Raw genomic sequence first — 25166 nt, 5'->3', positions numbered from 1 at the left:
ACGCTGCGCGGCACGCTCGATGTCGAGCGCCCCGCCGAAGCCCCGCGCCGCGATCCGAACGGCCGCACGCCGCAGGGTGGCTGGGTGCGTGATCTCCTGACCAACGCCTCGCGCGAGGAAGAGCTGAAGCCGGCGGCGCCCGCGGAAGCGCCGCGCGCGACCCCTGCCCAGCGCTCGCCGCTGCATGTCATGGAATCGCTCAACTCGCTGTCCGTCGACATCGCGCGCGCCATCGACCATGACGCCTCGATCGAGCTGTGGAACCGCTATCGCCGCGGCGAACGCGACGTGTTCACGCGCCGGCTCTACACGCTGAAGGGCCAGCAGACCTTCGACGAGATACGCCGCAAGTATCAGGCCGAGGCCGAGTTCCGCGCCGCCGTCGACCGCTATTGCGACGATTTCGAGAAGCTGCTCAAGGATGTCTCGCGCAACGACCGCGACAACATCATGGCGCAGACCTATCTGACGTCGGACACCGGCAAGGTCTACACGATGCTTGCCCACGCCAGCGGCCGCCTGCACTGAGCGGTCGTTAGGCGAGTAACAAAATGGCGGGACACGTTCCCGCCTTTTGTTTTATCCGAGCGGGCCGGCGCCGACGTTTGTTAGTCCAGCTTGTTGCCCAGCATCCTGTTCCGGCTTGGCGCGGAGATCGCTGTGGTTCGGGCAACGTGCCCCCAGCGGGCGACAATCAGATCACCGAGTCCGTCCAGCGGACGATGTCCTTAGCTGCCTGGCCAAACGCGTTGTCCAGCGCGCCGACATAGGCGGCGTTGCCGCTGCCCGAGACCGGCGCGCTCGCCGTGAAGCTCTTCGAGGCGCGCACCTCGCCGTTGCGGTCGTTGAGGATGCGCACGAACAGGTCGACGTCGGCATGCGCGCCGCCATTCACCCGGACTTCGAAGGACCGCACCTCGACGATGATCTGGTAATCGATCGCCAGCCCCTCGCCCGGCTTGCCGACGCCGGCAAAGCTGCCCGAGCGCTGGAAGGTCTCGGCGAGCCTTGCCTGCACGATCAGCGGCAGGCGGTCCGCCCATTGCGCGCCCTTGAGGAACTGGATCGACTGGTCTGACGGCCTGATGACGATGTTCTGGCTGTCCAGCGCCTTCAGCGCCGAAGGCTGGGCGATCAGGATCTGGCGGCGGCTATGGCCGTGCATGTCGACCGAAGGCGCGGAAAGCTCGAACGTATCGAGCGGCGCCGGCTTGCCTCCCAGCGCCGCGCAGCCAGCGAGCGTCAACACGAGCGCCGCGGCAGCGACCGACTTCAACCCTCTCACTGACTTCACGCGCGATCCCCGTTGTCCCCGGACCTTACGATCAACCTACAGCTGCAACCCATCTTCTTGGCGTTCGCGGCAGCCGAAGTCAACGCCGCGCCCTGCCGTCAAACTGACGGACCTCTCCCTCGCCGCCCGTCAGTATGCGTTGCGGGTTGCGGCTGAGATCGGTCACCGCCTCCTCGATGCGGTTGATCGAGCGCCGGCTGTCCTGCACCAGCGCCTCCACATTCTGCAGCCCCGAACCGGAGAAGCGCGCCAGATTGTCGGTGATGGTGCCGAGGCGGGCGTTCAGCGTATCGGCGACCTGCTTGAAGGATTTCAGCGTCGCTCTCGCATCGGCTATCACGCCGTTGGCCTCGCCGGATCCGAGCAAATGGTCGACCTTTTCGAGGATGTCATCGACGCGCACCGAGGCATCGTTGAGGCGCTGCGCGAGCTGGCGGGCATTCTTGATGGTGTCGTTGATGTCGTCGGAGCGGTTGGCGATCTTGTCGGTGACCTTGGCGATGTCGGCGGCCGCCTTGTTGGCGCTGTCGCTGGCCTTCTGGATGTTGGCCAGCGCCGTGCGCACTTCAGCCGGATCGATGCCGTCGAGCACGCCATTAACCTTGGCCAGCGTGCCTTGCGTCTGCTTGGCGAAATCGTTGATCGAGTTGACCGCCGTGTTGACGTTGTCGATGGTGGTATCAAATTGCTTGCTGGTTTCCTTAAGGTTCGCCGTAACCGTGTCTACATTGGCGACGATGCTCTTGATCCGGTCTTTGTCGACGGAGTTCAGCAAGCCCTCGGCCGCCGCTAACGTGCTGTCCAGCCTGCCGGAAACGGCCTTCAACTGGTCCGAAAGCGAACTTACGGCGGACAGGAACTTGTCGATGCCATCCGAATTCTTGGCCAGCGCGTCGGAGAAGGTCTCGACGTTCTTGACGGTCTGCGTCAGCGGACCGCGAACGTCCTTGGTGAAGCCCTCGAGCTCTGAAAGCACCTTGTCGGCACGGGTGAAGATGTTCTGCGCCGTCTGCAACAGGTTGGTCACGGCCGACGGATTGGCGACGATCTCCGGCACCCTGCCTTCTTTCTCGGCCTGGTCGAGCAGCTTCACTTCCTTGGGATCGGCGCCTTTCAGCTCGATATTGGCCTGGCCGGTAAGGCCGGCAAGCCCGATATCGGCCTGCGTCGATTTGGTGATCGGCGTCATACGGTCGATCTCGGTGTCGGCGATGGCGACGGTCGGATTGTCGACGTCGATATAGACCCGTTTGACGTCGCCCACCTTGACGCCGTTGAAGAGCACGAAGCTGCCTCGGCCGAGGCCGGAAGCCGAGCCCGGGATGCGCACACGCAGAAGAGTCGTCTCGCCCCGCTCGCCGATTGCGGCCGTCCAATAGACGAAGGCGAAGGCCGCGAGGATCGCGGCCAGCGTGAAGATGCCGACAATTACATAGTTGGCTCTGGTTTCCATTGCCCCACTTATGGCTATGCGCGCGCCGCAAGATCAAGTTGGCGGGCGCGTTTTCCGCGGAAATAGGATTTGACCCACGGCTCTTCGCTCTTCAGCATGTCGTCGATCGTGCCTTCGACCAGCACCCTCTTCTTGCCGAGCACCGCCACGTGGTCGCAGGCGGTGAACAGCGTGTCGAGGTCGTGCGTGACCATGTAAACCGTCAAATCCATCGTATCGCGCAGCTTGACGACCAGCTCGTCGAACTCGGCGGCACTGATCGGATCGAGGCCGGAGGTCGGCTCGTCGAGAAAGACGATGTCCGGATCTAGCGCCAGCGCGCGCGCCAGCGCCGCGCGTTTGATCATGCCGCCAGAAAGCTCGGAGGGGAATTTCTGCGCCGCGTCCGGCGGCAGCCCGACCAGCTCGACCTTCAGCATGGCGAGCTCGTCCATCAGCGCCTTCGGCAGGTCCAGATATTCGCGCATCGGCACCTGCACGTTCTCCAGCACCGTCAGCGCCGAAAACAGCGCGCCGTGCTGGAACAGGACGCCAAGCCGCATATCGATGCGCAGGCGCTCGACCTCGCTTGCCTTGTCGACGTCGACGCCGAACAGTCTGATGGTTCCGGATTGCTTAGGCATCAGCCCGAGGATGGTGCGCAGCAAGACCGACTTGCCGGCGCCCGAGGCGCCGACGAAACCCAGGATCTCGCCACGCTTGATGTCGAGCGAAAGCTTGTCGAGGATCAGCTTGTCTTCGATGGCGACGGTGACGTCCCGGACCGAAAGCACGATTTCGCTTTCATCCGCGTTTTGCGTCGTCTCGACCCCATTGCCGCTTGCGACTGCCATCTCAGAACTCGATCGCTGCGTAGAACATGGCGAAAAGCCCGTCGAGGATGATGACGACGAAGATCGACTTCACCACCGAGGCGGTCACATGGCGGCCGAGCGATTCGGCGCTGCCGCCGACCTTCATGCCTTCGACCGACGCGATGGTGCCGATGATCATGGCCATGAACGGCGCCTTGATCAGCCCGGCAAAGATAGTGCTGAGGTCGATGGCGACACGCAGCCGGTCGATGAACGCAGCCGGCGGAATGTCGGAATAGAGCCATGCGGCGATGATGCCGCCGCCAAGCGCGGCGAAATTGGCGATGATCGTCAGGCATGGCAGCGCAATCACCAGCGCGACGAGCCGCGGAAATACCAGCACGCCGATCGGGTTGAGCCCGATCACCTTCAGCGCATCGACCTCCTCGCGCATCTTCATCGAGCCGATCTCGGCGGTGATGGCGCTTCCCGAGCGGCCGGCGAGCATGATCGCCGTCATCAGCACGCCGAGCTCGCGCAGGATCAGCACGCCGACGAGGTCGACGACGAAGATGTCGGCGCCGAAATAGCTGAGCTGATAGGCGCCCTGCTGGGCGACGATGGCGCCGACGATGGCCGACATCAGCACCACCACGGGAATGGCGCCGACGCCCATGCGGTCGATCTGGTTGAAGATCGCGGCCGGATTGACCGCATGGCCGCGGCCAAGCTTCATCTGCGCGCCGCGGATGGTGGCGCCGAGGATGTTCATCGAGGCGAGGAAGTCGTCGCGCATCTCGTAGACGCGGCGGCCGACCAGCTCCAGCGCGCGCAGGATGATGTTGGGCGGGCCGGCCGGTCCCGATTCGGGCTCGCGCCGCACCGCCTCGCCGACGGCGCCGAGCAGGATCGAGGCGATCTCGCTCTGCCCCTGCACATGGACCTCGACGCCCTTCTTCTCGAAGGCGCTGGCCAGCCGATCGATCAGCCAGGCGCCGGCCGTATCCAACTTCTCGATCTTGGAAAGATCGAGCATCAGTGTCTTGGCGCCGTTGCGCTTTTCGATCTTGCGCATCTCGGCGTCGACCGATGCCACGGTCCGCGTCGTCCAGACACCGGAAAAGGCGCAAGCCAGCACGTCGCCTTCCTCGCCGACGGCGATGCGCGGCTGGTGATTGGCCTCACCGGCGGGCGTGCGGCTTGCGTCGCGTTTGCGGATGGTCAACATGGCGTCCTGTTTAGCGTGACGGGACTGGCGTGTCGATTTGCCGGCAGACCGGTGTCGCACAGCCGGAGAAGAAAAATATGGCGCGTGTCATTTCGGTCGAGGCCGAGCGATTCCCGATCGCGGGCACCTTCACCATCTCACGCGGATCGAAAACCGAGGCCGAGGTCATCACCGTGACGATCGGCGAGAATGGTCATGCCGGGCGCGGCGAATGCGTTCCCTACAAGCGCTACGGCGAGACCATGGAGGGCGTGCGTGCCGCAATCGAGGCGATGCGCGGCCAGATCATCGGCGGCATCGGTCGCGCCGCCCTGCTCGCGGCCATGCCGGCCGGCGCGGCACGCAACGCCGTCGACTGCGCCTTGTGGGGCCTCGAGGCCAAGCTGAGCGGCAGGCCGGTGGCGGACGCGATCGGCGCTGTTTCGCCGAAGGCGCTGGAAACCGCCTACACGCTGTCGCTCGCCGAGCCTGAGGCGATGGCCGCGCAGGCACGAGCCAATGCATCGCGGCCACTGCTCAAGGTCAAGATCGGCGGTGACAACGACACGGCAAGGATCCGCGCGGTGACGGAAGCCGCGCCGCAAAGCCGTATCATCCTCGACGCGAACGAGGGCTGGACGGATGACAACATCGCGGAAAACCTTGCCTTTGCCGCCGAGCACGGCATAGCGCTCATCGAGCAGCCGCTGCCCGCCGGCCGCGACGCCATCTTGCGCAAGATCGCGCATCCGGTGCCGATATGCGCCGACGAAAGCGTGCATGAGGCGAAGAACCTCGAAGCGCTGGTCGGCCTCTACGACGCCGTCAACATCAAGCTCGACAAGTCTGGCGGCCTGACCGAAGCGCTGATCCTTCGCGACCGCGCACGAGAACTGGGTTTCGGCATCATGGTGGGCTGCATGGTCGGCACGTCGCTTGCCATGGCGCCGGCCGTGCTGCTGGCTCAAGGAGCCGACTTCGTCGACCTCGACGGGCCGTTGCTCTTGGCGCGTGACCGCGAGCCCGGCCTGGTCTACCAGGGATCGCTGGTGTCACCCCCTGAGCGGGCGCTGTGGGGCTGAGCGCGCGGCAAGGCCGATCAGCACCAGGCCGATGATCGCGATCGGGATCATCGCCAGGAACCCGTCAACACCGAGACGGTCATAGAGCGGTCCGGAGGCAAGCGTCACCGCGGCCATGAAGAAGCCGTTGAAGAAAAAGGCGATGCCTTGCGCCGCGCCCGTGCGCTCTTCGGACACCGTTTCGCCGATCATTTTCTGCAAGCCGATCAGCACCATCGCCACCGACACCGAATGCAGCGCCTGGACGCCGAAGAAGCCGGCGATTCCCAGGCCGAGCGGCCAGACCAGTGGAAAGGCGATCCATCGCACGATCGAGCCGATGCCGGCGAGCACCATGACCCTGACGACCGAGACGGAAGCGAAAATGCGGTTGAAGAACACAAACATGCAGACCTCGGAGACCACACCCCAGGCCCACAGCAGCCCGACGACGGAATCGCCGATGCCGATCGACTTCCAGTAGATCGACACGAAGCCGTAGAGAAAGGCGTGGCTGGCGGTGATGATGCCGACGCCGAGCGTGAAATAGAGGAAATAGGCGTTGAAGAGGCTCGGGGCGGAATGCTGGATGTCGGTCGCCGACAACGGCGACGCCTTGCGGGGCTTGCCCATGCGCGGCGCCCACAGTCCCGCGACAAGGGCCGCGGCAAGGGCCACGAAGATGATCGCCGGAACAGCTTGAGGGCCCGTGGCTGCCAGGATGAAGCCACCCACCACATTGGCGCAGAGATAGGAGATCGAACCCCATTTGCGCATGGCGGTGTAGTTGGAGCCGAAGCGGCGCACGCCCGACAGCGCCAGCGAATCGGCCATCGGCGAATGCGGTGTCCAGGGGATCGTCAAAAGCAGCGAGATGGCGAGCACGATCGCATAGGTGGCCGGCAGGAAGTAGCCGGCTGAAAGGATCATCGATGCCGCGACCAGCGCGATATAGACATCGGCCCGATCCTTCGCCCGGTCGGCAAGCGCGGTGAGCATCGGCGTCGTCACGACGCGCAGGAACATCGGCGCGGCCAGGATGACGGCGATCTGTTCGGCATGAAAACCTTTTGCCTGCAGCCAGAGCGGAAAATAGGGCAGATGCGTCCCCTGCGACACGAACAATGTCGCGAAGATCAGGCTCATGCGCAGTTCGAAATGGGCGGGCTTGACGAGTTGTTCAGGCGATAGCGGCGGCAGCGACATGAATCGATCCAATTACGCTGCATTCCACGACCCGCAACGCGTTTCGATCCCTAACATGAGGCAAGGCGCGGCGGAACTGCCTGGACCAATCGATCAGGCTAAAGCTGTTGAAAGACAAGGAGCCTCGGCCCGAGAAGGCGCAAAGGCGCTCAGGCTGCCTTGACCGCCCTGCCCTTGAGATCGACGATATCGACGGGCACCGGCGCATCCTTGCCGGATGCAACCTCGGGCAGCACATGCGCCCAGGTCAGGATTTCCATGCGGCCGTCGAAATGCTCGACCACAGCCGTGCAGCTTTCCACCCAGTCGCCGGTGTTGATGTACTGCACGTCGCCATAGTTCTCGATCGCGGCATGGTGGATGTGGCCGCAGATGACGCCGTCGACATGCGAGCGCCGCGCCTCCTCGGAGAGCACCGTCTGGAACGAACCGATGAAGTTCACCGCCTTCTTGACCTTGACCTTGGCCCAGGACGAGAACGACCAGTAAGGCAGGCCCAGCAGATGGCGCAGCTTGGTCACGACCCGATTGACCAGCATTGCCGTGTCATAGGCATAGTCGCCGAGATAGGCGAGCCAGCGCTGGTTGTGCACCACCGTGTCGAACTGGTCGCCATGGATGACGAGCAGCCGCCTGCCGTCGGCGGTCTCGTGGACGGCGCGGTCGGCAACGACGATGCCGCCGAAATGCACGCCCTGGAACTGGCGGGCGAACTCGTCGTGGTTGCCGGCGATGTAGGTGATCAAGGCGCCCTTGCGCGCCTTGCGCAGCAATTTTTGCACCACGTCGTTGTGGCTCTGCGGCCAATGCCAGCTGCGCCGCAGGCGCCAGCCGTCGACGATGTCGCCGACCAGATAGATGGTATCGGCGTCGTGGTGGCGCAGGAAATCGATCAGGAAATCGGCCTTGGCCGCTTTCGAGCCGAGATGCACGTCGGAAATGAACATGGTGCGAAAAGTGCGGGGCTCTGGACCGGACATCGCGATTTCCACCTTTCTTTCGCGTGCCTATGCCTCGATTCATGCAACAACCGTATGACGGTTGCGGTTGGTCCAGCCCAGGCGGTAGCTTGCCGGCCTCAAAAAAGGAGAAACCACCATGGATCTCGGCATTCGCGGCAAGAAGGCCATCGTTTGCGCTTCGAGCAAGGGACTTGGGCGCGGCTGCGCCATCGCGCTGGCCGAAGCCGGCGTCGACCTCGTCGTCAACGGCCGCAACGCCGAGCTGCTGGCGAAGACCGCGCAGGAAATCCGCGAAAAATTCGGCGTCGAGGTGGTCGAGATCGCCGGTGACGTCTCGAAGCCGGAGGTGCAGAAGGCGCTGCTCGCCGCCTGCCCTGACCCGGCCATCCTGGTCAACAACAATGGTGGCCCGCCGCTTCGCGATTTCCGGGAGCTCGACCGCGCAAAGATCCTCGAAGGCGTGACGCAGAACATGGTGACGCCGATCGAGCTGATCCAGGCGGTGATCGACGGCATGGCCAAGCGCGGCTTCGGCCGCATCGTCAACATCACCTCGCTGTCGGTCTATGTGCCGATTCCGGGGCTCGACCTGTCATCGGGCGCCCGTGCCGGCCTGACCTCGTTCCTTGCCGGCGTGGCGCGCACGGTGATCGACCGCAACGTCACCATCAACAGCCTGTTGCCCGGCAAGCTCGACACCGACCGGCTGCGCGGCGCGCATGAGGCCGGGACGCCGGAAGACCCGGCGGCGGCAGCCGCGCGGAAGGCCCGCATCAGCGCCGATGTGCCGGCAAAGCGTCTCGGCACACCGGAGGAATTCGGCCAGATCTGCGCCTTCCTGTGCTCGGTCCACGCCGGCTATCTCACTGGACAGAACATCCCGGTTGACGGCGGCCTCTATGTCAGCGCGTTCTGACCGGGTCGGTCCCGCGGCTGCCGCCAAAACCAGAGGACCTTGCCTCAAACGGCTGAAATAACTCGCCTATTTCAGCTTCGGCAATGTGAACGCCGACAGAGTGATTTGGCGTCGCGAAGAATCGCCGCCGCGTGCTAAAAGGCTCGAAAGCAGGAAGCGCAGGGAGGGCCGCGAATGGACGGCGAGAGCAAGAAAACGGCCCGATCGGACCTCGACGAGGCCGCGCTCTTCTTCCACAAGTACCCCACCCCGGGAAAGCTCGAAATCCAGGCGACGAAGCCGCTCGGCAACCAGCGGGATCTCGCGCTTGCCTATTCGCCGGGCGTGGCCGCCCCTTGCCTCGAGATACGCGACGACCCGTCGACCGCCGCCGACTACACGGCGCGCGCCAACCTGGTCGGCGTCGTCTCCAACGGCTCGGCGGTGCTTGGGCTGGGCAATATCGGCCCGCTCGCCTCCAAGCCGGTGATGGAGGGCAAGGCGGTGCTGTTCAAGAAATTCGCCGGCATCGACGTCTTCGACATCGAGATCGACGCGCCCGAGATCGAGCGCATGGTCGAGACCGTCGCCGCGCTCGAGCCGACCTTCGGCGGCATCAACCTCGAGGACATCAAGGCGCCGGAATGCTTCGAGGTCGAGGAGCGGCTGAAGGCGCGCATGAGCATTCCGGTCTTCCATGACGACCAGCACGGCACGGCGATCATCGTCGCGGCGGCGGTGCTCAACGGGCTCGAATTCGCCGGCAAGACGATTGCCGACATCAAGATCGTGACCTCCGGCGCCGGTGCCGCGGCGCTCGCTTGCCTCAACCTCTTGGTCTCGCTCGGCGCCAAGGTGGAAAACATCTGGGTCACCGACCGTTTCGGCGTCGCCTACAAGGGCCGCGTCGAGGAGATGGATCGCTGGAAAGACCCTTATGTGAAGGACACGGAAGCGCGCACGTTGGCCGATGTCATCACCGGCGCCGACGTCTTCCTCGGCCTCTCCGCCGCCGGCGTGCTGAAGCCCGGGCTCCTGCAGCACATGGCGCCGAAGCCGCTGATCCTGGCGCTCGCCAACCCGACGCCGGAGATCATGCCGGAGGTGGCAAGGGCGGCCCGGCCGGACGCCATGATCTGCACCGGGCGCTCCGATTTTCCCAATCAAGTCAATAACGTGCTGTGCTTTCCTTACATCTTCCGCGGCGCGCTGGACTGCGGCGCGAGCGCCATCAACGAGGAGATGAAGATGGCCGCGGTCAGGGCGATCGCGGCCCTCGCCCGCGAAGAGCCTTCGGATGTCGCCGCGCGCGCCTATTCCGGCGAGACGCCGGTGTTCGGCCCGGACTTCCTGATCCCCTCGCCCTTCGACCCGCGCCTTATCCTGCGCATCGCGCCGGCGGTGGCGAAAGCCGCCTGCGACACCGGCGTCGCGACGCGGCCGATCGCCGATTTCGCCGCCTATATCGACAAGCTCAACCGCTTCGTCTTCCGCTCCGGCCTGGTGATGAAGCCGGTGTTCTCGTCGGCCAAGACCTCGAGCGCCAAGCGCGTCATCTACGCCGATGGCGAGGACGAGCGCGTGCTGCGGGCGGCGCAGGTAGTGCTGGAGGAAGGCATCGCCGAGCCGATCCTGATCGGCCGCCCGCATGTCGTGGAGGTGCGGCTGAAACGCTACGGCCTGCGCATCCGGCCGGGCGTCGATTTCGGCCTGATCAACCCGGAAGACGATCCGCGCTACCGCCACTATGTCGATCTCTTGATCGAGCTCGCCGGCCGCCGCGGTATCACGACGGAAGCCGCCCGCACCATGGTGCGCACCAACAATACGGTGATCGCCGCGCTGGCGCTGAAGCGCGGCGATGCGGATGCGATGATTTGCGGGCTCGAAGGCCGCTTCGAGCGGCATCTGCGCAATGTCACGCTGATCATCGGGCCGCGTCCCGGCATCAAGGACCGCGATCTCTCGACGTTGTCGATGCTGATCTCGCAGCGCGGCATCATCTTCCTCACCGACACCCATGTCTCGGTCGATCCGACGGCGGAGGAAATCGCTGAGATGACCGTGCTGGCGGCGGAAGAGATCCAGCGCTTCGGCATCGAACCGAAGGCAGCGCTTCTGTCGCATTCGGATTTCGGCTCGCGCGATTCGCCCGGCGCGCTGAAGATGCGCCAGGCGGCGTCGATCCTCGCCCGCATCGCGCCGGATTTGCAGTGCGATGGCGAGATGCATGCCGACTCCGCTCTTTCGGAGCATCTGCGCCAGCGCGTCTACCCGCATTCGCGGCTGAAAGGGGAAGCCAATCTCCTGGTGTTCCCGAACCTCGATTCGGCCAACATCACGCTGACGGCGCTGCGCGCCATGATGGACGCGCTGCATGTCGGGCCGATCCTGCTCGGCACCGACAAGCCCGCGCACATCCTGACGCCTTCGGTGACCTCGCGCGGCGTCGTCAACATGACGGCGCTGGCGGTGGTGGAAGCCGCGCACAAGGCGCAGGCGATCGCCAATCTGGGTTGAGGACCACTTTGGCCGTAAACACCGATGGTGCTTCATCGTAAGTTGGTGGCGGCCATCGCGGCCACACTGTCACGTTTCGATATTCAAGCGCGAAAGACGAATGGGCAGGTGCGAGGGTTGAATGAGCTTCGAACTAGCCATGCTCGCCGCAAGTTGCGTGCTCTGTTTCGTTCACATTGTTCTCGCCTCGCATTCGGCGAGCTTCCAGCGAGGTTACCGCTGGACGGCCAGCGCCCGAGACGCCGAAGTCCCTCCGCTCACAGGGATAGCGGGGCGCCTGGAAAGGGCACTGCGAAACTTCGTCGAGACATTTCCGGTGTTCGTGGCGGCGGTTTTTCTTGTCCACGCGGCTGGCCACGAGACCGCGCTCAGTAAGTGGGGAGCCGGACTCTATTTTTCGGCCAGGCTGGTCTATCTTCCGCTCTATGCATTCGGCGTTCCCCTGCTCCGCTCGCTCGTTTGGAACGTTGCGTTTGTTGGAATCGTCATGCTTTTGCTGGCATCGGTGTGGCCTTTACTAGGAAACAGTTAACCACGAACACGGTAGCCTTCCGGCCACAGGCAATCGGGGTTTCAGGCGAATGAAAGGCGCGGGGTTGAAGCTGACCCACCTTGCGGCGCTGCTTGCAGCGCTGGCGGGTTCAGCCGTGGCCGTGACCGAGCCGCAAGCAGCCTCCCGCACGTGCCGCCAACTCGAAGCCGAACTCGCCGCCGCAAGCGGGGGTGGGGGCGGCCCGGGCCTGATCCGCAAATATGACGACGCGATCGCCCGCCAGCGCGAGCAACTGGCGAAGGCGCGCAGCCGGGCAAGCGATGCCAATTGCGGCTTCACGCTGTTTTCGCGCAATGTCGGCCAATGCGCGGCGATCAATGCCTCGATCGAGCGCATGAACGCCAATCTCGACACCTTGCAGGCCAAGCGCGAGCGGCTGGCCGGCGGCGGCACCCGGCGCGACCGCAGCCGCATCCTTGCGGCGCTCGACGCCAATGGCTGCCGCGACGACGAGATCGCTCCGCGCCGCGCTCCTATTCAGGAGGCCGCGCGCGACAATGGCAACGGCAATCTCTTCGAACAGCTTTTCGGCCGCGGTCAGGAAACCGAGCCTCTCGAGTTGCCCGATGCATCGGAGGTGCCGTCCGACGATCCCAGCGTGCGCAACATCCGCCGCATCATCAACCAGCCGGACGGCCTGGACCTGCCGCAGCCCAACGGCGAATTCCATACGGTGTGCGTACGCACTTGCGACGGCTATTTCTTCCCGATGTCGAACGCCGCCTCCTACGGCGATTTCGAGCGCGACCAGAAGAATTGCGAATCGAGCTGCCCCGGCACCGAGATGCAAGTCTTCTACACGCGCGGCATGGACGACGATGCCGGGGCGATGACCTCGTCGGTGACCGGCCGCCCTTACAGCGAGCTGCCGACGGCCTACCTCTACAAGAGCGCGAACTTCTCGCGGTCGCCGCAATGCGGCTGCAACGCCCAGGCTGAAAACTTCTCGATCATCGCCGGTAATCCGCCCAATCCGGAACAGTCGCAGCCGGACAGCGAGGCCACGCCCTTCGTCCCGGTACCGGCCGCCAAACCCGATCCTGGCGCCGACCCCGAAACGCTCGCCAATGCCGAAGGCGGGCTCGACCGCGCAGCGATCAAGCGCCTGACCACCAAGGTGCCGGAGTCGCCGGTATCGGCGCTGCCGCCGGAACAGCGCAAGGTCAGGGTCGTCGGGCCAGCGTTCCTTCCCGACCCATCAGCGGCAATAGATCTGAAAGCTCGGGCCCCGAAGTCCGCCCGGTGAGCGCCAGCCGCAGCGGCATAAACAGCGGCTTGCCCTTGCGGCCGGTCGCTTCCTTGATCTTGCCGGTCCAGTCCTTCCAGACGGCGCCATTCCATGGCTCTTCCGGCAACAGGTCGAACGCCTGGTCGAGGAAGTTGCGATCCTCGCCGGAGAACTCCGCCGACTCCTGCGGCCCGTCACTCAGGATTCTCCACCAGGCGACAGCGTCCGACAAGCGGTCGATATTGCCGCGTACCGCCAGCCAGAAGGGCTCGGCCTTGTCGCCGGAAATGCCGAGCACGATCAGCCGGTCGCGCGCCTCCTCGAACGGCATTTGATGCATGAGCGTCCGGTTGAGCACGAACAACTCGTCGGGATCGAACTTGGCGGCGGACTTGGACGTCGCCGCCGGGTCGAAATGCCCGGCGAGCTCGTTGAGATCGTGCGCGGCCGTAACGTTCTCCGATGTGCCGACGAGCACGGCGAGCGAGGCGACCGCCATCGGCTCGATGCCGTCCTCGCGCAGGCTTTCGATGGACAGCGCGCCAGTGCGCTTCGACAGCCCCTCGCCCGAGACGGTGGTCAAGAGATTGTGGTGGCCGAACACCGGCGGCTCGGCGCCCAGCGCCTGGAACAAGGCGATCTGCACGCCGGTATTGGTGACGTGATCATCGCCGCGGATGACATGGGTGACGCTCATATCGATGTCGTCGACCACCGAAGGCAGCGTGTAGAGATAGGTGCCGTCCTCGCGCACTAGGACCGGGTCCGACAGCGAGGCGAGATCGACGGTCTCCTCGCCACGCACCAGGTCGTTCCAGTGCACCTCGGTGCGTTCGGGCTGCAGCGGGTCGCCGGTGAAGTTCGGCAGAAGAAAGCGCCAGTGCGGGCGGCGCCCGTCGGATTCGTATTCGGCCACCTGCTCCGGCGTCAGCGTCAGCGCCTCGCGGCCATAGACCGGCGGCAGGCCGCGCGTGCGGCGCACCTTGCGGCGCAGATCGAGTTCCTCCGGCGTTTCGTAGCAGGCATAGAGCACCCGCGCCGCCTTCAGCCGCTCGACCGCCGCGTCGTAGATCTCGACGCGGCGCGACTGGTATTCGGTGACATCCGGAAAAATGCCCAGCCAATGCAGGTCGTACAGGATGGAATCGGCGAATTCCTGGGTCGAGCGGGCAACGTCGGTGTCATCGAAGCGCTGGATGTAGCGGCCCTTATTGTTCATGGCGAACAGCCAGTTGAACAGCGCGGTGCGCGCGTTGCCGATATGAATGCGGCCGGTCGGCGATGGGGCGAAACGAACGGTAATGGTCATGAGCGGGGCGTAACGAATGCTTTTAGGCTTGACAAGACACGCCCCCGCGCAAGCGCAAGAGATAGTGCAAGCCAGCCAAAATGAAAAGCCGCTCGTCGGGCTCGGCTCCGGGCCACCCGGCGAACTCGTCCGCAACGATCGTCGAATCCAGGCTTTTGGAGGCCCCTTTCTGTCCCCGTTATCCACATATGTGACACACAACATATTGGGGTCACGAAAGCTACAAAAACGAATCCTTGACGGGTCAGAACGAGTCGCTTTTTATAGGCCATGCGCTCCTGTTGCGGGCGTGACCGGAGAGTTCAGAGGCCGGTCTTTTTCCCGGATTTTGTGCGTTTTTGCCCGCATTTCCGCCTGTTCACGAGGCCGGCGGGAGCGTTGGGATGTTGGGGCTTGGGTGGGCGAAAGGGAGAATTGTCGGCCTGGAAAAAATGATCTGTTAACACTATATTTAGTGTTTGCAGGCAGGCTCGACCCTAGATAGTGTGAACCTCCCTCGAACGAGGGAATCGACCAAAGTTTCAGTTAGGGACCCGCGGGGGTCGGCCTGCAGCCCGGGCAAATGCTTGGGCAAAGCGTTTTGCTGTCTGCACGGCGGCACCCGCGACGAGGAGAATGCCGGCATTGCTCGCGATGCCGGCAAACGGCGGACCGCGCTTTTAGCCATTGGGGCAGCAATCCCTGGGGAAAAGCGCTATATATAGATAAAAGGGACCGGACCAATGCGCATCGAGCGTCGCTTCACCAAGCCAGACCAAGCAGGTCAAGAAAGGGCTGCCTATGCGGAGATCGAATTCCGCAAGGCCCTGTCGGAGATCAAGAATCCCGATGGCTCGGTGGTGTTCCGCCTGGACAACATCGATGTGCCGGCCCAGTTCAGCCAGGTCGCGGCCGACATCCTGGCCCAAAAGTATTTTCGCAAGGCCGGCGTGCCCGCGCGCCTGAAGAAGGTCGAGGAGAACGACGTCCCGTCCTTCCTGTGGCGCTCGGTTGCGGACGAGACCGAACTTGCCAAGCTCCCGGAAGCGGAGCGCTATGGTTCGGAAACCGACGCCCGCCAGGTCTTCGACCGGCTGTCCGGCACCTGGACCTATTGGGGCTGGAAGGGCGGCTACTTCAAATCGGAAGAAGACGCGCGCGCCTTCCGTGACGAGCTCGCCTATATGCTGGCCACCCAGCGCGTCGCGCCGAACTCGCCGCAATGGTTCAACACCGGCCTGCACTGGGCCTATGGCATCGACGGTCCGAGCCAGGGTCATTTCTATGTCGACCCCTTCACCGGCAAGCTGACCAAGTCGAAGTCCGCCTACGAGCACCCCCAGCCGCATGCCTGCTTCATCCAAAGCGTGCAGGATGACCTCGTCAACGAGGGCGGCATCATGGACCTGTGGGTGCGTGAGGCGCGCCTGTTCAAATACGGTTCCGGCACCGGCTCGAACTTCTCGATGCTGCGCGGCGAAGGCGAGAAGCTTTCCGGCGGCGGCCGCTCGTCCGGCCTAATGAGCTTCCTCAAGATCGGCGACCGCGCGGCCGGCGCCATCAAGTCGGGCGGCACGACGCGCCGCGCCGCCAAGATGGTCATCGTCGATGCCGACCATCCCGATATCGAGGACTTCATCGACTGGAAGGTCAATGAGGAGCAGAAGGTCGCCTCGCTGGTGACCGGCTCGAAAATCGTCAAGAAGCACCTCGAAGCGATCATGAAGGCCTGCGTCAATTGCGAAGGCAATGGCGACGACTGCTTCGATCCGGCGCTGAACACCGCGTTGAAGCGCGAGATCAAGTTGGCCAAGCGGAACTCGGTGCCGGAGAACTATATTTACCGCGTCATCCAGTTCGCCCGCCAGGGCTACACCTCGATGTCGTTCAAGACCTACGACACCGACTGGGATTCTGACGCCTATCTAACCGTTTCCGGCCAAAACTCCAACAATTCGGTGTCGCTGAAGGACAATTTCCTGCGCGCCGTCGAGGCCGATGGCGACTGGCAGCTCACCGCCCGCAAGGACGGCAAGGTGCTGAAGACGCTGAAGGCACGCCACCTCTGGGAAAAGATCGGCTACGCCGCCTGGGCCTCGGCCGACCCCGGCCTGCACTTCAACACGACGATGAACGACTGGCACACCTGCGCTTCGGCCGGTGCGATCCGGGCCTCCAACCCGTGCTCGGAATACATGTTCCTCGACGACACGGCCTGCAATCTAGCCTCGATCAACCTTTTGCCCTACCGCAAGGAAGACGGCACGATCGACATCGCGGCTTACGAACACACCGTTCGTCTGTGGACCGTCGTGCTCGAAATCTCGGTGATGATGGCGCAGTTCCCGTCGAAGGAGATCGCCAAGCTCTCCTACGACTACCGCACGCTCGGCCTCGGCTACGCCAATATCGGCGGCCTGCTGATGACCTCGGGCATCCCCTACGACTCCGACGAGGGCCGCGCCATCTGCGCCGCGCTCACCGCGATCATGACCGGCGTCGCCTACTCGACCTCGGCCGAGATGGCTTCCGAGCTCGGCGCCTTCCCGGACTATGACCGCAACGCCCAGAACATGCTGCGCGTCATGCGCAACCACCGCCGCGCCGCTTACGGCGACAAGGACGGCTACGAGAAGCTCGCCGTCAATCCGGTGCCGCTGGTCGCGTCCGACCTCAAGCAGCAGGCGCTGGCCGAGCATGCCCGCGCTGCCTGGGACCGCGCCATCGAGCTCGGCGAGGAGCATGGCTACCGCAACGCGCAGGCGACCGTGATCGCGCCGACCGGCACGATTGGTCTAGTCATGGACTGCGACACCACCGGCATCGAGCCCGACTTCGCGCTGGTGAAATTCAAGAAGCTCGCCGGCGGCGGCTACTTCAAGATCATCAACCGCGCCGTGCCGGAAGCGCTGAGGACGCTGGGCTACTCCGAAAGCCAGATCGCCGAGATCGAGGCCTATGCGGTCGGCCACGGCAACCTCAACCAGGCGCCGGGCATCAATCCGTCGACGCTGAAGGCCAAGGGCTTCACCGACGAGAAGATCGCGGCGCTGAACGCGGCGCTGAAGTCGGCCTTCGACATCAAGTTCGTGTTCAACCAGTGGACGCTCGGCGCCGACTGGGTGAAGGAGACGCTCGGCTTCACCGACGAGCAGCTCTCCGACTTCTCCTTCGAGATGCTGCCGGCGCTGGGCTTCACCAAGAAGGAGATCGACGCCGCCAACATCCATGTCTGCGGCGCGATGACCCTTGAGGGAGCACCATTTCTGAAAGACCAGCACCTGCCGGTGTTCGACTGCGCCAGCCCTTGCGGCAAGATCGGCAAGCGCTCACTGTCGATCCAGAGCCACATCCTGATGATGGCCGCGGCGCAGCCCTTCATCTCGGGCGCCATCTCCAAGACCATCAACATGCCGAACGAGGCGACGGTCGAGGACGCCAAGAACGCCTACATGCTGTCCTGGAAGCTGGCGCTGAAGGCCAACGCGCTCTACCGCGACGGCTCGAAGCTGTCGCAGCCGCTCAACGCCTCGCTGCTCGCCGATGACGACGAGGACGAGGACGAGGCGGTCGAGCAACTGATCGCCGCACCGGCCGCCCAGCGCGCCGTGCAGGTGACGGAAAAGATCGTCGAGCGCGTCATCGAGCGGCTTTACCGCGACCGCGAGAAACTGCCGAACCGCCGCAAGGGCTACACGCAGAAGGCGGTCGTCGGCGGCCACAAGGTGTATCTCAGGACCGGCGAATTCGACGACGGCCGCCTCGGCGAGATATTCATCGACATGCACAAGGAAGGCGCGGCCTTCCGCGCGATGATGAACAACTTCGCCATCGCAATCTCGCTCGGCCTGCAATATGGCGTGCCGCTCGATGAATATGTCGAGGCCTTCACCTTCACCAAGTTCGAACCGGCCGGCATGGTGCAGGGCAACGACGCGATCAAGAACGCGACCTCGATCCTTGACTATGTGTTCCGCGAGCTTGCCGTCTCCTATCTCGGCCGCCACGACCTCGCCCATGTCGACCAGTCGGACTTCGACAAGACAGCGCTCGGCCGCGGCATCACCGAAGGCAAGGCGACACCCTTCTCGAAAGGCCTCTATCGCGGCGCCTCGCCGGTGAAGCTGGTGTCGGGCGTCGGCACCGAGCCCAAGGGTTTTGGCGGCTCGGCACCGACGACCACCCCTGCCCGCGCAGCACCGACCGCCTTCGCCGGTTCCAACGTGCTGGCGCTGAAGCCGGCGAGCGACGAGGCCCTAGCCTACAAGCGCGACTATGAGGACCGCGCCAGGGAACTGGCCGAGGAGATGGTGGAACAGGAAGCCGAGGCCGCCGGCGGCGCCGAAGCTCTGTTCACCGACGCCGCTGCGAACGAAGCGGCCGAGGCGAAGAAGCTCGCCGCGACCAGGCGCCAGCAGTCGCTGCTGCAGGGCTACACCGGCAACGAATGCTCCGAGTGCCACAACTTCACCATGGTGCGGAACGGCACCTGCGAGAAGTGCGACACCTGCGGTTCGACGAGCGGGTGCAGCTGAGATCTGGATGCCGCCTCGGCTGACGGTTCGCGAAGTCATTCGCCTACTGGAGGCCGACGGCTGGTATCTGGTTGCAACCAAGGGCAGCCATCGCCAATATAAGCACAAGACCAAAGCCGGCCGCGTCACCGTGGCCGGCAAGCCGTCTGAAGAGGTTGCCCCAGGAACGCTGAACAGCATCCTCAAGCAGTCCGGTCTGAAGGAGCGATGACATGCGTTACGCGGTGGTGATCGAAAAAGCCGGAGACAATTTTTCCGCTTATGTGCCGGACTTGCCGGGCTGCATCGCGACCGGCGCGACCGTGCCTGAGGTGGAAAACGAAATTCGCGGCGCAATACGTTTCCATATCGAGGGTTTGCGCGCCGACGGTTTGGAAATTCCTGAAGCCGTCAGCTTGGCGGAATATGTAGAGGCATAGAACCGTCGGGATTGCAGTACGATCAGTTGGCAATGCTGCCCTATACTGCGACGGTATCGAATGATCGACCACATCACCATCGAAGTGAGCGACCTCGAGAAGAGCAAGCTCTTCTACGAAAAGGCGTTCGCGCCGTTGGGATACAGCCTCTCTTTCGGCAAGGAAGGCGTGTTCTGGGCCTTCGATGTCGGCAATGGCTGCCTGTTCGAGATCCAGCGCACCGGCGAGAAACCGCCGCTCACCCATCTGCATGTGGCCTTCCGGGTAAAGAGCAAGGCGAAGGTCGATGCGTTCTATCGGGCAGCGCTCGAGGCACGCGTCGGGGACAATGGCGCACCCGGTCCGCTCCCGGATTATGCTCAGAATTACTACGCCTGCTTCGTGCTCGATCCCGATGGCTACAACATCGAGGCGATGATCAACGAGCCTTCCGCGTCGTCATTCTAGGGCGGAGCAAGGAGCGAAGCGACGCGGCGCAGACCCTAGAATCTACGCCGTTACATCAAGGCGTTGCAGCGGTTCAGAATTCTGCACCGTTGCGCCCTACGGCAATGGTCACATGGATCCTCGGGCCAAGCCCGAGGATGACGAAGCGCGAGGACGAGCGTCCACCTCTGCGTAGAAGATGCGCATCAATCCTTGAACGCAATCCCGTACTTCGCCGCCTGCTCCTTCGGCATATCGGCCAGCGCCTGGCGCACCGTGTAGCCGCCATAGACGTCGCCGCCGTTGCGGATCATCCAGTCCTCGACATCCGCCTCGGCCACCGTCATGCGGTCGCCCATCTTGTACTGGTTGCCGTTGACCGGCTTGTCGGCGAGAAGGCCGACGAAGTGGCCGTCGCTGTAGCCGGTAAGCTGCAGCCAGATGTGCTCGGTGGCGCCGTTCTGAGTAAGCGGGAACTTCACCGTGTAGGTGCCGGGCGTACGTGCGTCCATCAGCTCATGGAAGCGCGGCAGCGTCGAATGGCCCTTGGCCTTGGCGCCCTGCATCGCCTTGTCGCCAGTGTAATAGGCGACCACGTTTTCCTTCATTGGGCGCGGCGCGGTCGGCGAGGCGCCGGGCGCTGCCTCCGGAATGGCGGCCGGCTTGTTGCTCGCCATGTGGCCGAGCGCGTTGAAGAACCCGTAGCCAAGAGCGGCTGCGAAAACGATTGCCACAACTGGATTGCGCATAGACCCCTCCAAGACGCGATCACGAACACGTTACCGGAAGGGCGTTGCCGCACCGCTAAGGGACAAAGTGAGCGGATGATTAGCGAAATGCTGAAAATTGCCGCCAAGGCCGTGGATGTCGTTCAACCGCCAAACGGCAAATTGCCTGATCCAGGTCAAGGCGCTGCAGGGCGTCCTGTTGTCTCCTCGGCTGTTCTTGCGAGGAGATACCCATGCCCACCGAGACCTTGATCGTCATCGCCGTCGTTCTGGCCTATTTTGCGATCTTCATGGGCGTGCTCGCCTATGCGGCATTCACGGAATCACGTCCCCGGTCGGCCAAGCAGCCGAGGAAATCCGTAAGCGGATCAATCCGCGTCGGCCACCATCGGCCCGCCGCCGAGCCAGGCGCGCCATTGCCGCTCGTCGCCATGGAACACGTTGAGGTCGACGCGGCCGCTCACGCCGTGCGACAGGCCGGAGCCGGAATACTGCCAGAACAGCCACCTGCGGCCCGGATAGACCTTTGACGGGTGCGCGGCGACCGCGCGCAGCCAGAACGGATAGTCCTGGAAGGCGCCGCGCAGATTGTCGCGATAGAAGTCCGGCGACGTGTAGATGATGGGCCGCTGGCCGTAGTAGCGCTCCAGCTTGTCCATGAACACCTGCATCTTCTCCAGCACTTTTTCGCGCGAAGGCCGGCGCTGGCAGGAGGAATCGCCGTTCCACTCGACGTCGATCACCGGCGGCAGCCCGCCTTGGACCCGCGGCACGTTGCGGATGAACCAGTCGGCCTGCTCGCCGGCGGTGCGGCACCAATAGAAGAAATGATAGGCGCCGCGCTTCAGCCCGGCGGCGTCGGCGCCGCGCCAGTTCCTCATGAACATCGGATCGAGATGGTCGCCGCCATCGGTCGCCTTGATATAGGCGAAGTTGGCGCCCTGGGCGCGCAGCTTCTGCCAGTTGATGTTGCCCTGCCAGCGCGAGACGTCGACGCCGTGCACCGCAAGATGCCGGGGCGATGAGCGGCCGAAATTGATCGGCTTGGCATCGCGGAAAGCATAGCGGGTGACCGGGCTGGCGAGCATCGCCGGTGCTGCGCGCGACAGCCGCTTCGGCGGCGATACGAGCGCTGCCTCCTGAACCGGCGGCTCGACCGCGTCCGGCAGGTCGGTCGCCGGGAACGCCGCCGTCTCTTCCTCGGCCAGGCCGAAAGGACGCGAATTCCCGTCGTCGGGGCGTGCGTTCTCGTCGTCAAGACGCGCATTCTCGTCGCCAGGCAGCGGCGCCGGGGGCCTGATGCGCGCCGAGCCCGTCATCGACGCGGTCTGTACGGTTGTCTCGGTATCGGCCGCCCCCACGGCCTTCGCCACCGGCGCGCTCGGCCGCACGACGGAGCTCGTCGTCTCGCTGGACGGCACCTGCAAGGCATCGACGCCCGAGGTGGACGAGCAGCCGGCAAGGCAAAGCGCTGCGAGCACGAAACTGACGACGCCAAAAATCCGCATCTTGACCTGTACGCAAAACAAAACAGACCGAGGGCAGGAACGACGCCGCCGGAAGCGCCTTTCCTAATGAGAAATTACCAATAAAGTTTGAATCAAAATTTACTTTTGGTCCGGCCGGGCGATTCGCGATCGGCCCGTGCCGCCGTGAAGCCGGAAGCCAAAAGGCCCTGGTTGGATAGCCGCAGGCCCCCCGTTACAACCGACGTCTTGAAAGACAGGGTCTAACCCTGCCCCAATTCGTACCCATATAGGGGGCTCTCTAGATGCGTTCGAAACGCTCCGACCCCAAGGATTGTCACCCCAAGGATTTGTCACCGATGTCAAAATCACGGACGATCAAAGTTGCGTCGATCTTCCTGATCCTGCTCATGGCGCTTGGAAGCGCGTCTATCGGCACCGCCGAGGCGCGCATGGGCGGCAGTTTCGGCAGCCGCGGCAGCAGGACTTTCCAGGCCCCCGCCCCAACGAACACCGCGCCCTATACGGCACCTGTGAGGCGCTCGATGACGCCGAACACCACCCAGTCGATACCGCCGTCGCAGTCGTTTCCCGGCCAGGCGCGCCCGGGATTCTGGAACGGCTTCGGTGGAGGCTTGGTCGGCGGTCTGGTCGGAGGGCTGCTCTTCAACGGCCTGTTCGGCATGATGCTCGGCCATGGATTCGGCGGTATCGGCGGCGGCTTCAGCTTCATCTTCCAGCTGCTGCTGATCGGCGGCCTCATCATGTTGGCGATGCGGTTTTTCAGCCGCGACAATGCCGCGCCGGCCAATATGAGGAGTTCCGGCTTTCCTTTCGGCCAGCAAAGCTGGGGAGGCTCCCAACCCAGCTTCCCATCCCGCACGACGGGTTTGGGCGCGGCCGGCGCATCCGGCGCCGACGAAATCGGCATCACGGCTGCCGATCGGGACGCGTTCGAACGTATCCTCGGCGAAGTGCAGGCCGCGTTCAGCCATGAGGACCATCAGGGATTGCGAAGGCTGACGACCCCCGAAATGGTTTCCTACCTTTCGGAGGAGCTCGCGGACAACGCAACCCATGGCCTCAAGAACGACGTGACCGATCTTGAGCTGCTGGAGGCCGATATCGCGGAGGCATGGCGGGAAGGCTCGCGCGACTACGCCACGGCGGCAATGCGCTGGTCGGCGATCGATGTCATGCGCAACCGCCAGACCGGCGCCGTCGAAAAGGGCGATCCGAACAATCCGGTCGAAGCGACCGAAGTGTGGACCTTCACCCGCGAGGCCGGCGGGCCGTGGCTGCTGTCCGCGATCCAGGACGCGTCCAACTAAAGGCAAGGGCACTGCGGCCCTATCCGCTGATGCAGCTTTCCGCCGCTGATCGATAGCTGTTGCCTACCCGCCTCGTCTGAACACGCCGATCATCGGCCCGAGATTCCAGAAATCGTCGTTGCGGCCGATGGCCGGCGCATAGAGGCTGGAGATCGAGCCGTCGAGGAAGAGCGCGTTGGGACAGCCGAGCTCGTCGCGGAACAGGCGGGCGAACTCGTGGAAGGTCACGACGTCGTTCGAGATCGCGAAAACGGCGACGCCGTCGGCACGCACGCCGACGCCGTCGCGGATTTTTCGCGAAGGGCTGCCTGCCTGGAATTTCGGATGCAGCTTACCGTCGATGACCAGCATCGGTCCCGACTGGGTGGCATAATCCACTTTTGGGGGACGCTTCAGAAAATCCTTCGTCGCGCGAACGCCGGCCTTGCCGCCGCCGAGAAAGAAGATGCCGTTCGGCTGCATGGAGAAATTGCCGGTGCCGGTCCCGGTCTTCGCCGACGCGATCTGCTGCCCTCGCTCGACATAGAGCCCGACCGGCGCGAGATTGGGATGGTACATGCCGGCATTTATGCCGAAGAGCATGGTGCGCCCGGCAGCCTGCTGCGCATTTCGAAGATTGTGCAGCGACTGGTAGAGCTTGCCGTCGGGATCCTTCCAGAACAGCTCGATCGAATAGTGTTTCGGATCGGCCTCGCAGACGAGATAGGTCGCGCTCTCGAAGGTGTGGTCGCGGCAGGGCGGCAGCGCCGCCAGCCATTGGCCGGCGCCTAAGCCCGCGCCGACAGCGGCCGGCAGCGCCGATTTCACCAGCGTCGCCAGCAAGGGCACCGATTGCAGCAGCGTCGCAAGATCCATCAGCACACCCGAAGCGAAGGTTCAGGTGCCCGGTATAGCGGATTCGGTGAAAGCCTCTAAGTAAGCCAGCCAGTGGCGACGCCGATGAGAAGCACGACGCCGAGCAGGCCGCGATAGATGACGAAGGGCCAGGCGGAAAAGCGCTCGAGCACCCGCATCAGCCCCCATATGGCGAAGAAGGCCGAGATCGACGCGACGACGAGGCCGACGGCCAGGACCGACCAGCCATAGGCCCCGAGGTGGATCTTGTGCAGTTCCCAAAGCTCCTTGAGCCCAGCAAGCGCGATCGCCGGCAGTCCGAGCAGGAAGGAGAGCCGCGCCGCCTCCGGCCGGGCATAGCCAAGACCCAGCGCTGCCGTCAGCGTCGATCCCGAGCGCGACACGCCGGGAATGAGGGCGCCCACCTGGGCAACGCCGACGAGCAAGGCGTCGAGCACGGAGACCTTGTCGAGCGTCAGCCTGTGGCTGGCATAGATCTCGGAGAGCGCAAGCAGCACGGCCATGACGATGCAGGCCCAGCCGATCACGGCGATGCCGCGCAATGGCGAATTGCAGGCATTGAGCACGCCGGAAAGCGCGAGGCCGACTATGACGATCGGAACGGTTGCAAGCACGATGCCGACCGCCAGGCGAAAATGGCGGTTGGCATAATCGCGCCGCGCGAGCGCCGCCAGCGAACCCACCGCGACCTCTCTGACATCGCTCCAGAAATAGCTTATCACCGCAGCCAACGCCGCAAGCTGCATGGCGGCCGAAAAGGCGGAACCGGGATCCTGCCAGCCGAGCACGGCGGGCACGACGCGCATATGCGCCGTCGAAGAGATCGGCAGCAATTCGGTGATGCCTTGCACGATGCCGAGAAACGCCACCTTGGCATAACCCAGGCCGACAAAGCCGGTGTCCAGTCCCTGTGTGCAGACGTCGGTCATCCCAGTCCTTTCCCCA

General features: G+C 64.0%; 21 protein-coding genes and 2 pseudogenes. 11 read left to right on the top strand and 12 right to left on the bottom strand.

What is annotated here, in order from left to right:
• A partial coding sequence (locus tag AU465_RS24500) for a hypothetical protein (protein WP_192254029.1) occupies window positions 1-528 on the top strand: 528 nt, incomplete at its 5' end.
• Between the two features lie 166 nt (window positions 529-694).
• On the opposite strand, the gene AU465_RS24495 is transcribed toward AU465_RS24500, so the two are convergent.
• The 4 genes from AU465_RS24495 to AU465_RS24480 all read right to left on the bottom strand — a co-directional run bounded on the left by AU465_RS24495 (window position 695) and on the right by AU465_RS24480 (window position 4769).
• Window positions 695-1285 (bottom strand): ABC-type transport auxiliary lipoprotein family protein, encoded by a 591-nt coding sequence (locus tag AU465_RS24495; RefSeq protein WP_192254056.1) that lies wholly within the window; start codon window positions 1283-1285, stop codon window positions 695-697.
• A gap of 88 nt (window positions 1286-1373) precedes the next feature.
• Window positions 1374-2747, bottom strand: coding sequence for an MlaD family protein (locus tag AU465_RS24490; protein WP_192254025.1), 1374 nt, complete (start codon window positions 2745-2747; stop codon window positions 1374-1376).
• Window positions 2748-2761: 14 nt separating this feature from the next.
• The gene (locus AU465_RS24485; RefSeq protein ID WP_192254023.1) at window positions 2762-3580 is read right to left on the bottom strand and encodes an ABC transporter ATP-binding protein; all 819 of its coding nucleotides are present in this window, start codon (window positions 3578-3580) and stop codon (window positions 2762-2764) included.
• A gap of 1 nt (window position 3581) precedes the next feature.
• Window positions 3582-4769 carry an ABC transporter permease gene (locus tag AU465_RS24480; protein ID WP_192254021.1) on the bottom strand — a complete coding sequence of 396 codons (1188 nt, stop codon included), beginning with the start codon at window positions 4767-4769 and terminating at the stop codon, window positions 3582-3584.
• A 77-nt stretch (window positions 4770-4846) separates the two neighbouring features.
• Here AU465_RS24480 and dgcA point away from each other — a divergent pair, with 77 nt between their 5' ends.
• Entirely contained in the window at window positions 4847-5830 is a 984-nt protein-coding gene (gene dgcA, locus AU465_RS24475; RefSeq protein WP_192254019.1) for an N-acetyl-D-Glu racemase DgcA, read from the top strand.
• Here dgcA and AU465_RS24470 read toward each other — a convergent pair.
• Entirely contained in the window at window positions 5801-7015 is a 1215-nt protein-coding gene (locus AU465_RS24470) for an MFS transporter (RefSeq protein WP_192254018.1), read from the bottom strand. The two genes, dgcA and AU465_RS24470, sit on opposite strands and share 30 nt — an antisense overlap.
• A gap of 149 nt (window positions 7016-7164) precedes the next feature.
• Window positions 7165-7962, bottom strand: a complete 798-nt coding sequence (locus tag AU465_RS24465) for a UDP-2,3-diacylglucosamine diphosphatase (RefSeq protein WP_192254055.1) — start codon at window positions 7960-7962, stop codon at window positions 7165-7167.
• A gap of 151 nt (window positions 7963-8113) precedes the next feature.
• On the opposite strand from AU465_RS24465, the gene AU465_RS24460 reads away from it, so the two are divergent.
• The 4 genes from AU465_RS24460 (at window position 8114) to AU465_RS24445 (ending at window position 13191) form a co-directional block, all read left to right on the top strand.
• Window positions 8114-8893, top strand: a complete 780-nt coding sequence (locus AU465_RS24460; RefSeq protein ID WP_192254016.1) for an SDR family oxidoreductase — start codon at window positions 8114-8116, stop codon at window positions 8891-8893.
• 174 nt (window positions 8894-9067) lie between these two features.
• Window positions 9068-11392, top strand: coding sequence for an NADP-dependent malic enzyme (locus AU465_RS24455; protein ID WP_192254012.1), 2325 nt, complete (start codon window positions 9068-9070; stop codon window positions 11390-11392).
• A 121-nt stretch (window positions 11393-11513) separates the two neighbouring features.
• Complete coding sequence (locus AU465_RS24450; protein ID WP_192254010.1) at window positions 11514-11924, top strand: MAPEG family protein; 411 nt, start codon at window positions 11514-11516, stop codon at window positions 11922-11924.
• A 49-nt stretch (window positions 11925-11973) separates the two neighbouring features.
• On the top strand, window positions 11974-13191 hold the full coding sequence (locus tag AU465_RS24445; RefSeq protein WP_192254008.1) for a DUF2865 domain-containing protein: 1218 nt from the start codon (window positions 11974-11976) through the stop codon (window positions 13189-13191).
• Here AU465_RS24445 and gltX read toward each other — a convergent pair.
• Window positions 13109-14482, bottom strand: a complete 1374-nt coding sequence (gene gltX, locus AU465_RS24440) for a glutamate--tRNA ligase (protein ID WP_192254006.1) — start codon at window positions 14480-14482, stop codon at window positions 13109-13111. The genes AU465_RS24445 and gltX overlap by 83 nt on opposite strands.
• A gap of 722 nt (window positions 14483-15204) precedes the next feature.
• On the opposite strand from gltX, the gene AU465_RS24435 reads away from it, so the two are divergent.
• Genes AU465_RS24435 through AU465_RS24420 form a run of 4 tightly spaced genes read left to right on the top strand, consistent with a single transcriptional unit; the run spans window position 15205 to window position 19862 of the window.
• Entirely contained in the window at window positions 15205-18996 is a 3792-nt protein-coding gene (locus AU465_RS24435) for a vitamin B12-dependent ribonucleotide reductase (protein ID WP_192254004.1), read from the top strand.
• 7 nt (window positions 18997-19003) lie between these two features.
• The gene (locus AU465_RS24430) at window positions 19004-19207 is read left to right on the top strand and encodes a type II toxin-antitoxin system HicA family toxin (RefSeq protein ID WP_376774893.1); all 204 of its coding nucleotides are present in this window, start codon (window positions 19004-19006) and stop codon (window positions 19205-19207) included.
• Window position 19208: 1 nt separating this feature from the next.
• Window positions 19209-19415 carry a type II toxin-antitoxin system HicB family antitoxin gene (locus AU465_RS24425; RefSeq protein WP_192254002.1) on the top strand — a complete coding sequence of 69 codons (207 nt, stop codon included), beginning with the start codon at window positions 19209-19211 and terminating at the stop codon, window positions 19413-19415.
• 60 nt (window positions 19416-19475) lie between these two features.
• Window positions 19476-19862 carry a VOC family protein gene (locus tag AU465_RS24420; protein ID WP_192254000.1) on the top strand — a complete coding sequence of 129 codons (387 nt, stop codon included), beginning with the start codon at window positions 19476-19478 and terminating at the stop codon, window positions 19860-19862.
• A gap of 185 nt (window positions 19863-20047) precedes the next feature.
• On the opposite strand, the gene AU465_RS24415 is transcribed toward AU465_RS24420, so the two are convergent.
• The 3 genes and pseudogenes from AU465_RS24415 to AU465_RS37855 all read right to left on the bottom strand — a co-directional run.
• Entirely contained in the window at window positions 20048-20590 is a 543-nt protein-coding gene (locus tag AU465_RS24415) for a DUF2314 domain-containing protein (protein WP_192253998.1), read from the bottom strand.
• Between the two features lie 347 nt (window positions 20591-20937).
• Window positions 20938-21795, bottom strand: a pseudogene (locus tag AU465_RS24410) (glycoside hydrolase family 25 protein); the annotation flags it as partial.
• A gap of 140 nt (window positions 21796-21935) precedes the next feature.
• Window positions 21936-22077 (bottom strand): annotated as a pseudogene (locus AU465_RS37855) (glycoside hydrolase family 25 protein); the annotation flags it as partial.
• A gap of 317 nt (window positions 22078-22394) precedes the next feature.
• Here AU465_RS37855 and AU465_RS24405 point away from each other — a divergent pair.
• Window positions 22395-23366 (top strand): Tim44 domain-containing protein, encoded by a 972-nt coding sequence (locus AU465_RS24405; RefSeq protein ID WP_192253994.1) that lies wholly within the window; start codon window positions 22395-22397, stop codon window positions 23364-23366.
• A gap of 63 nt (window positions 23367-23429) precedes the next feature.
• Here AU465_RS24405 and AU465_RS24400 read toward each other — a convergent pair whose 3' ends face one another.
• Both AU465_RS24400 and AU465_RS24395 read right to left on the bottom strand, forming a co-directional pair.
• Window positions 23430-24221 (bottom strand): phosphodiester glycosidase family protein, encoded by a 792-nt coding sequence (locus AU465_RS24400; RefSeq protein ID WP_192253986.1) that lies wholly within the window; start codon window positions 24219-24221, stop codon window positions 23430-23432.
• Window positions 24222-24277: 56 nt separating this feature from the next.
• A complete protein-coding gene (locus AU465_RS24395; protein WP_192253984.1) occupies window positions 24278-25150 on the bottom strand; it encodes an undecaprenyl-diphosphate phosphatase in 873 nt (290 codons plus the stop codon).
• Window positions 25151-25166: the final 16 nt, after the last annotated feature.

The organism is Mesorhizobium silamurunense (assembly GCF_014843905.1).
GTDB classification, from domain to species: Bacteria; Pseudomonadota; Alphaproteobacteria; order Rhizobiales; family Rhizobiaceae; genus Mesorhizobium; species Mesorhizobium silamurunense.
Note: the sequence above shows the minus strand (reverse complement) of the source record. Positions and strands in the feature narration are given on the sequence as shown.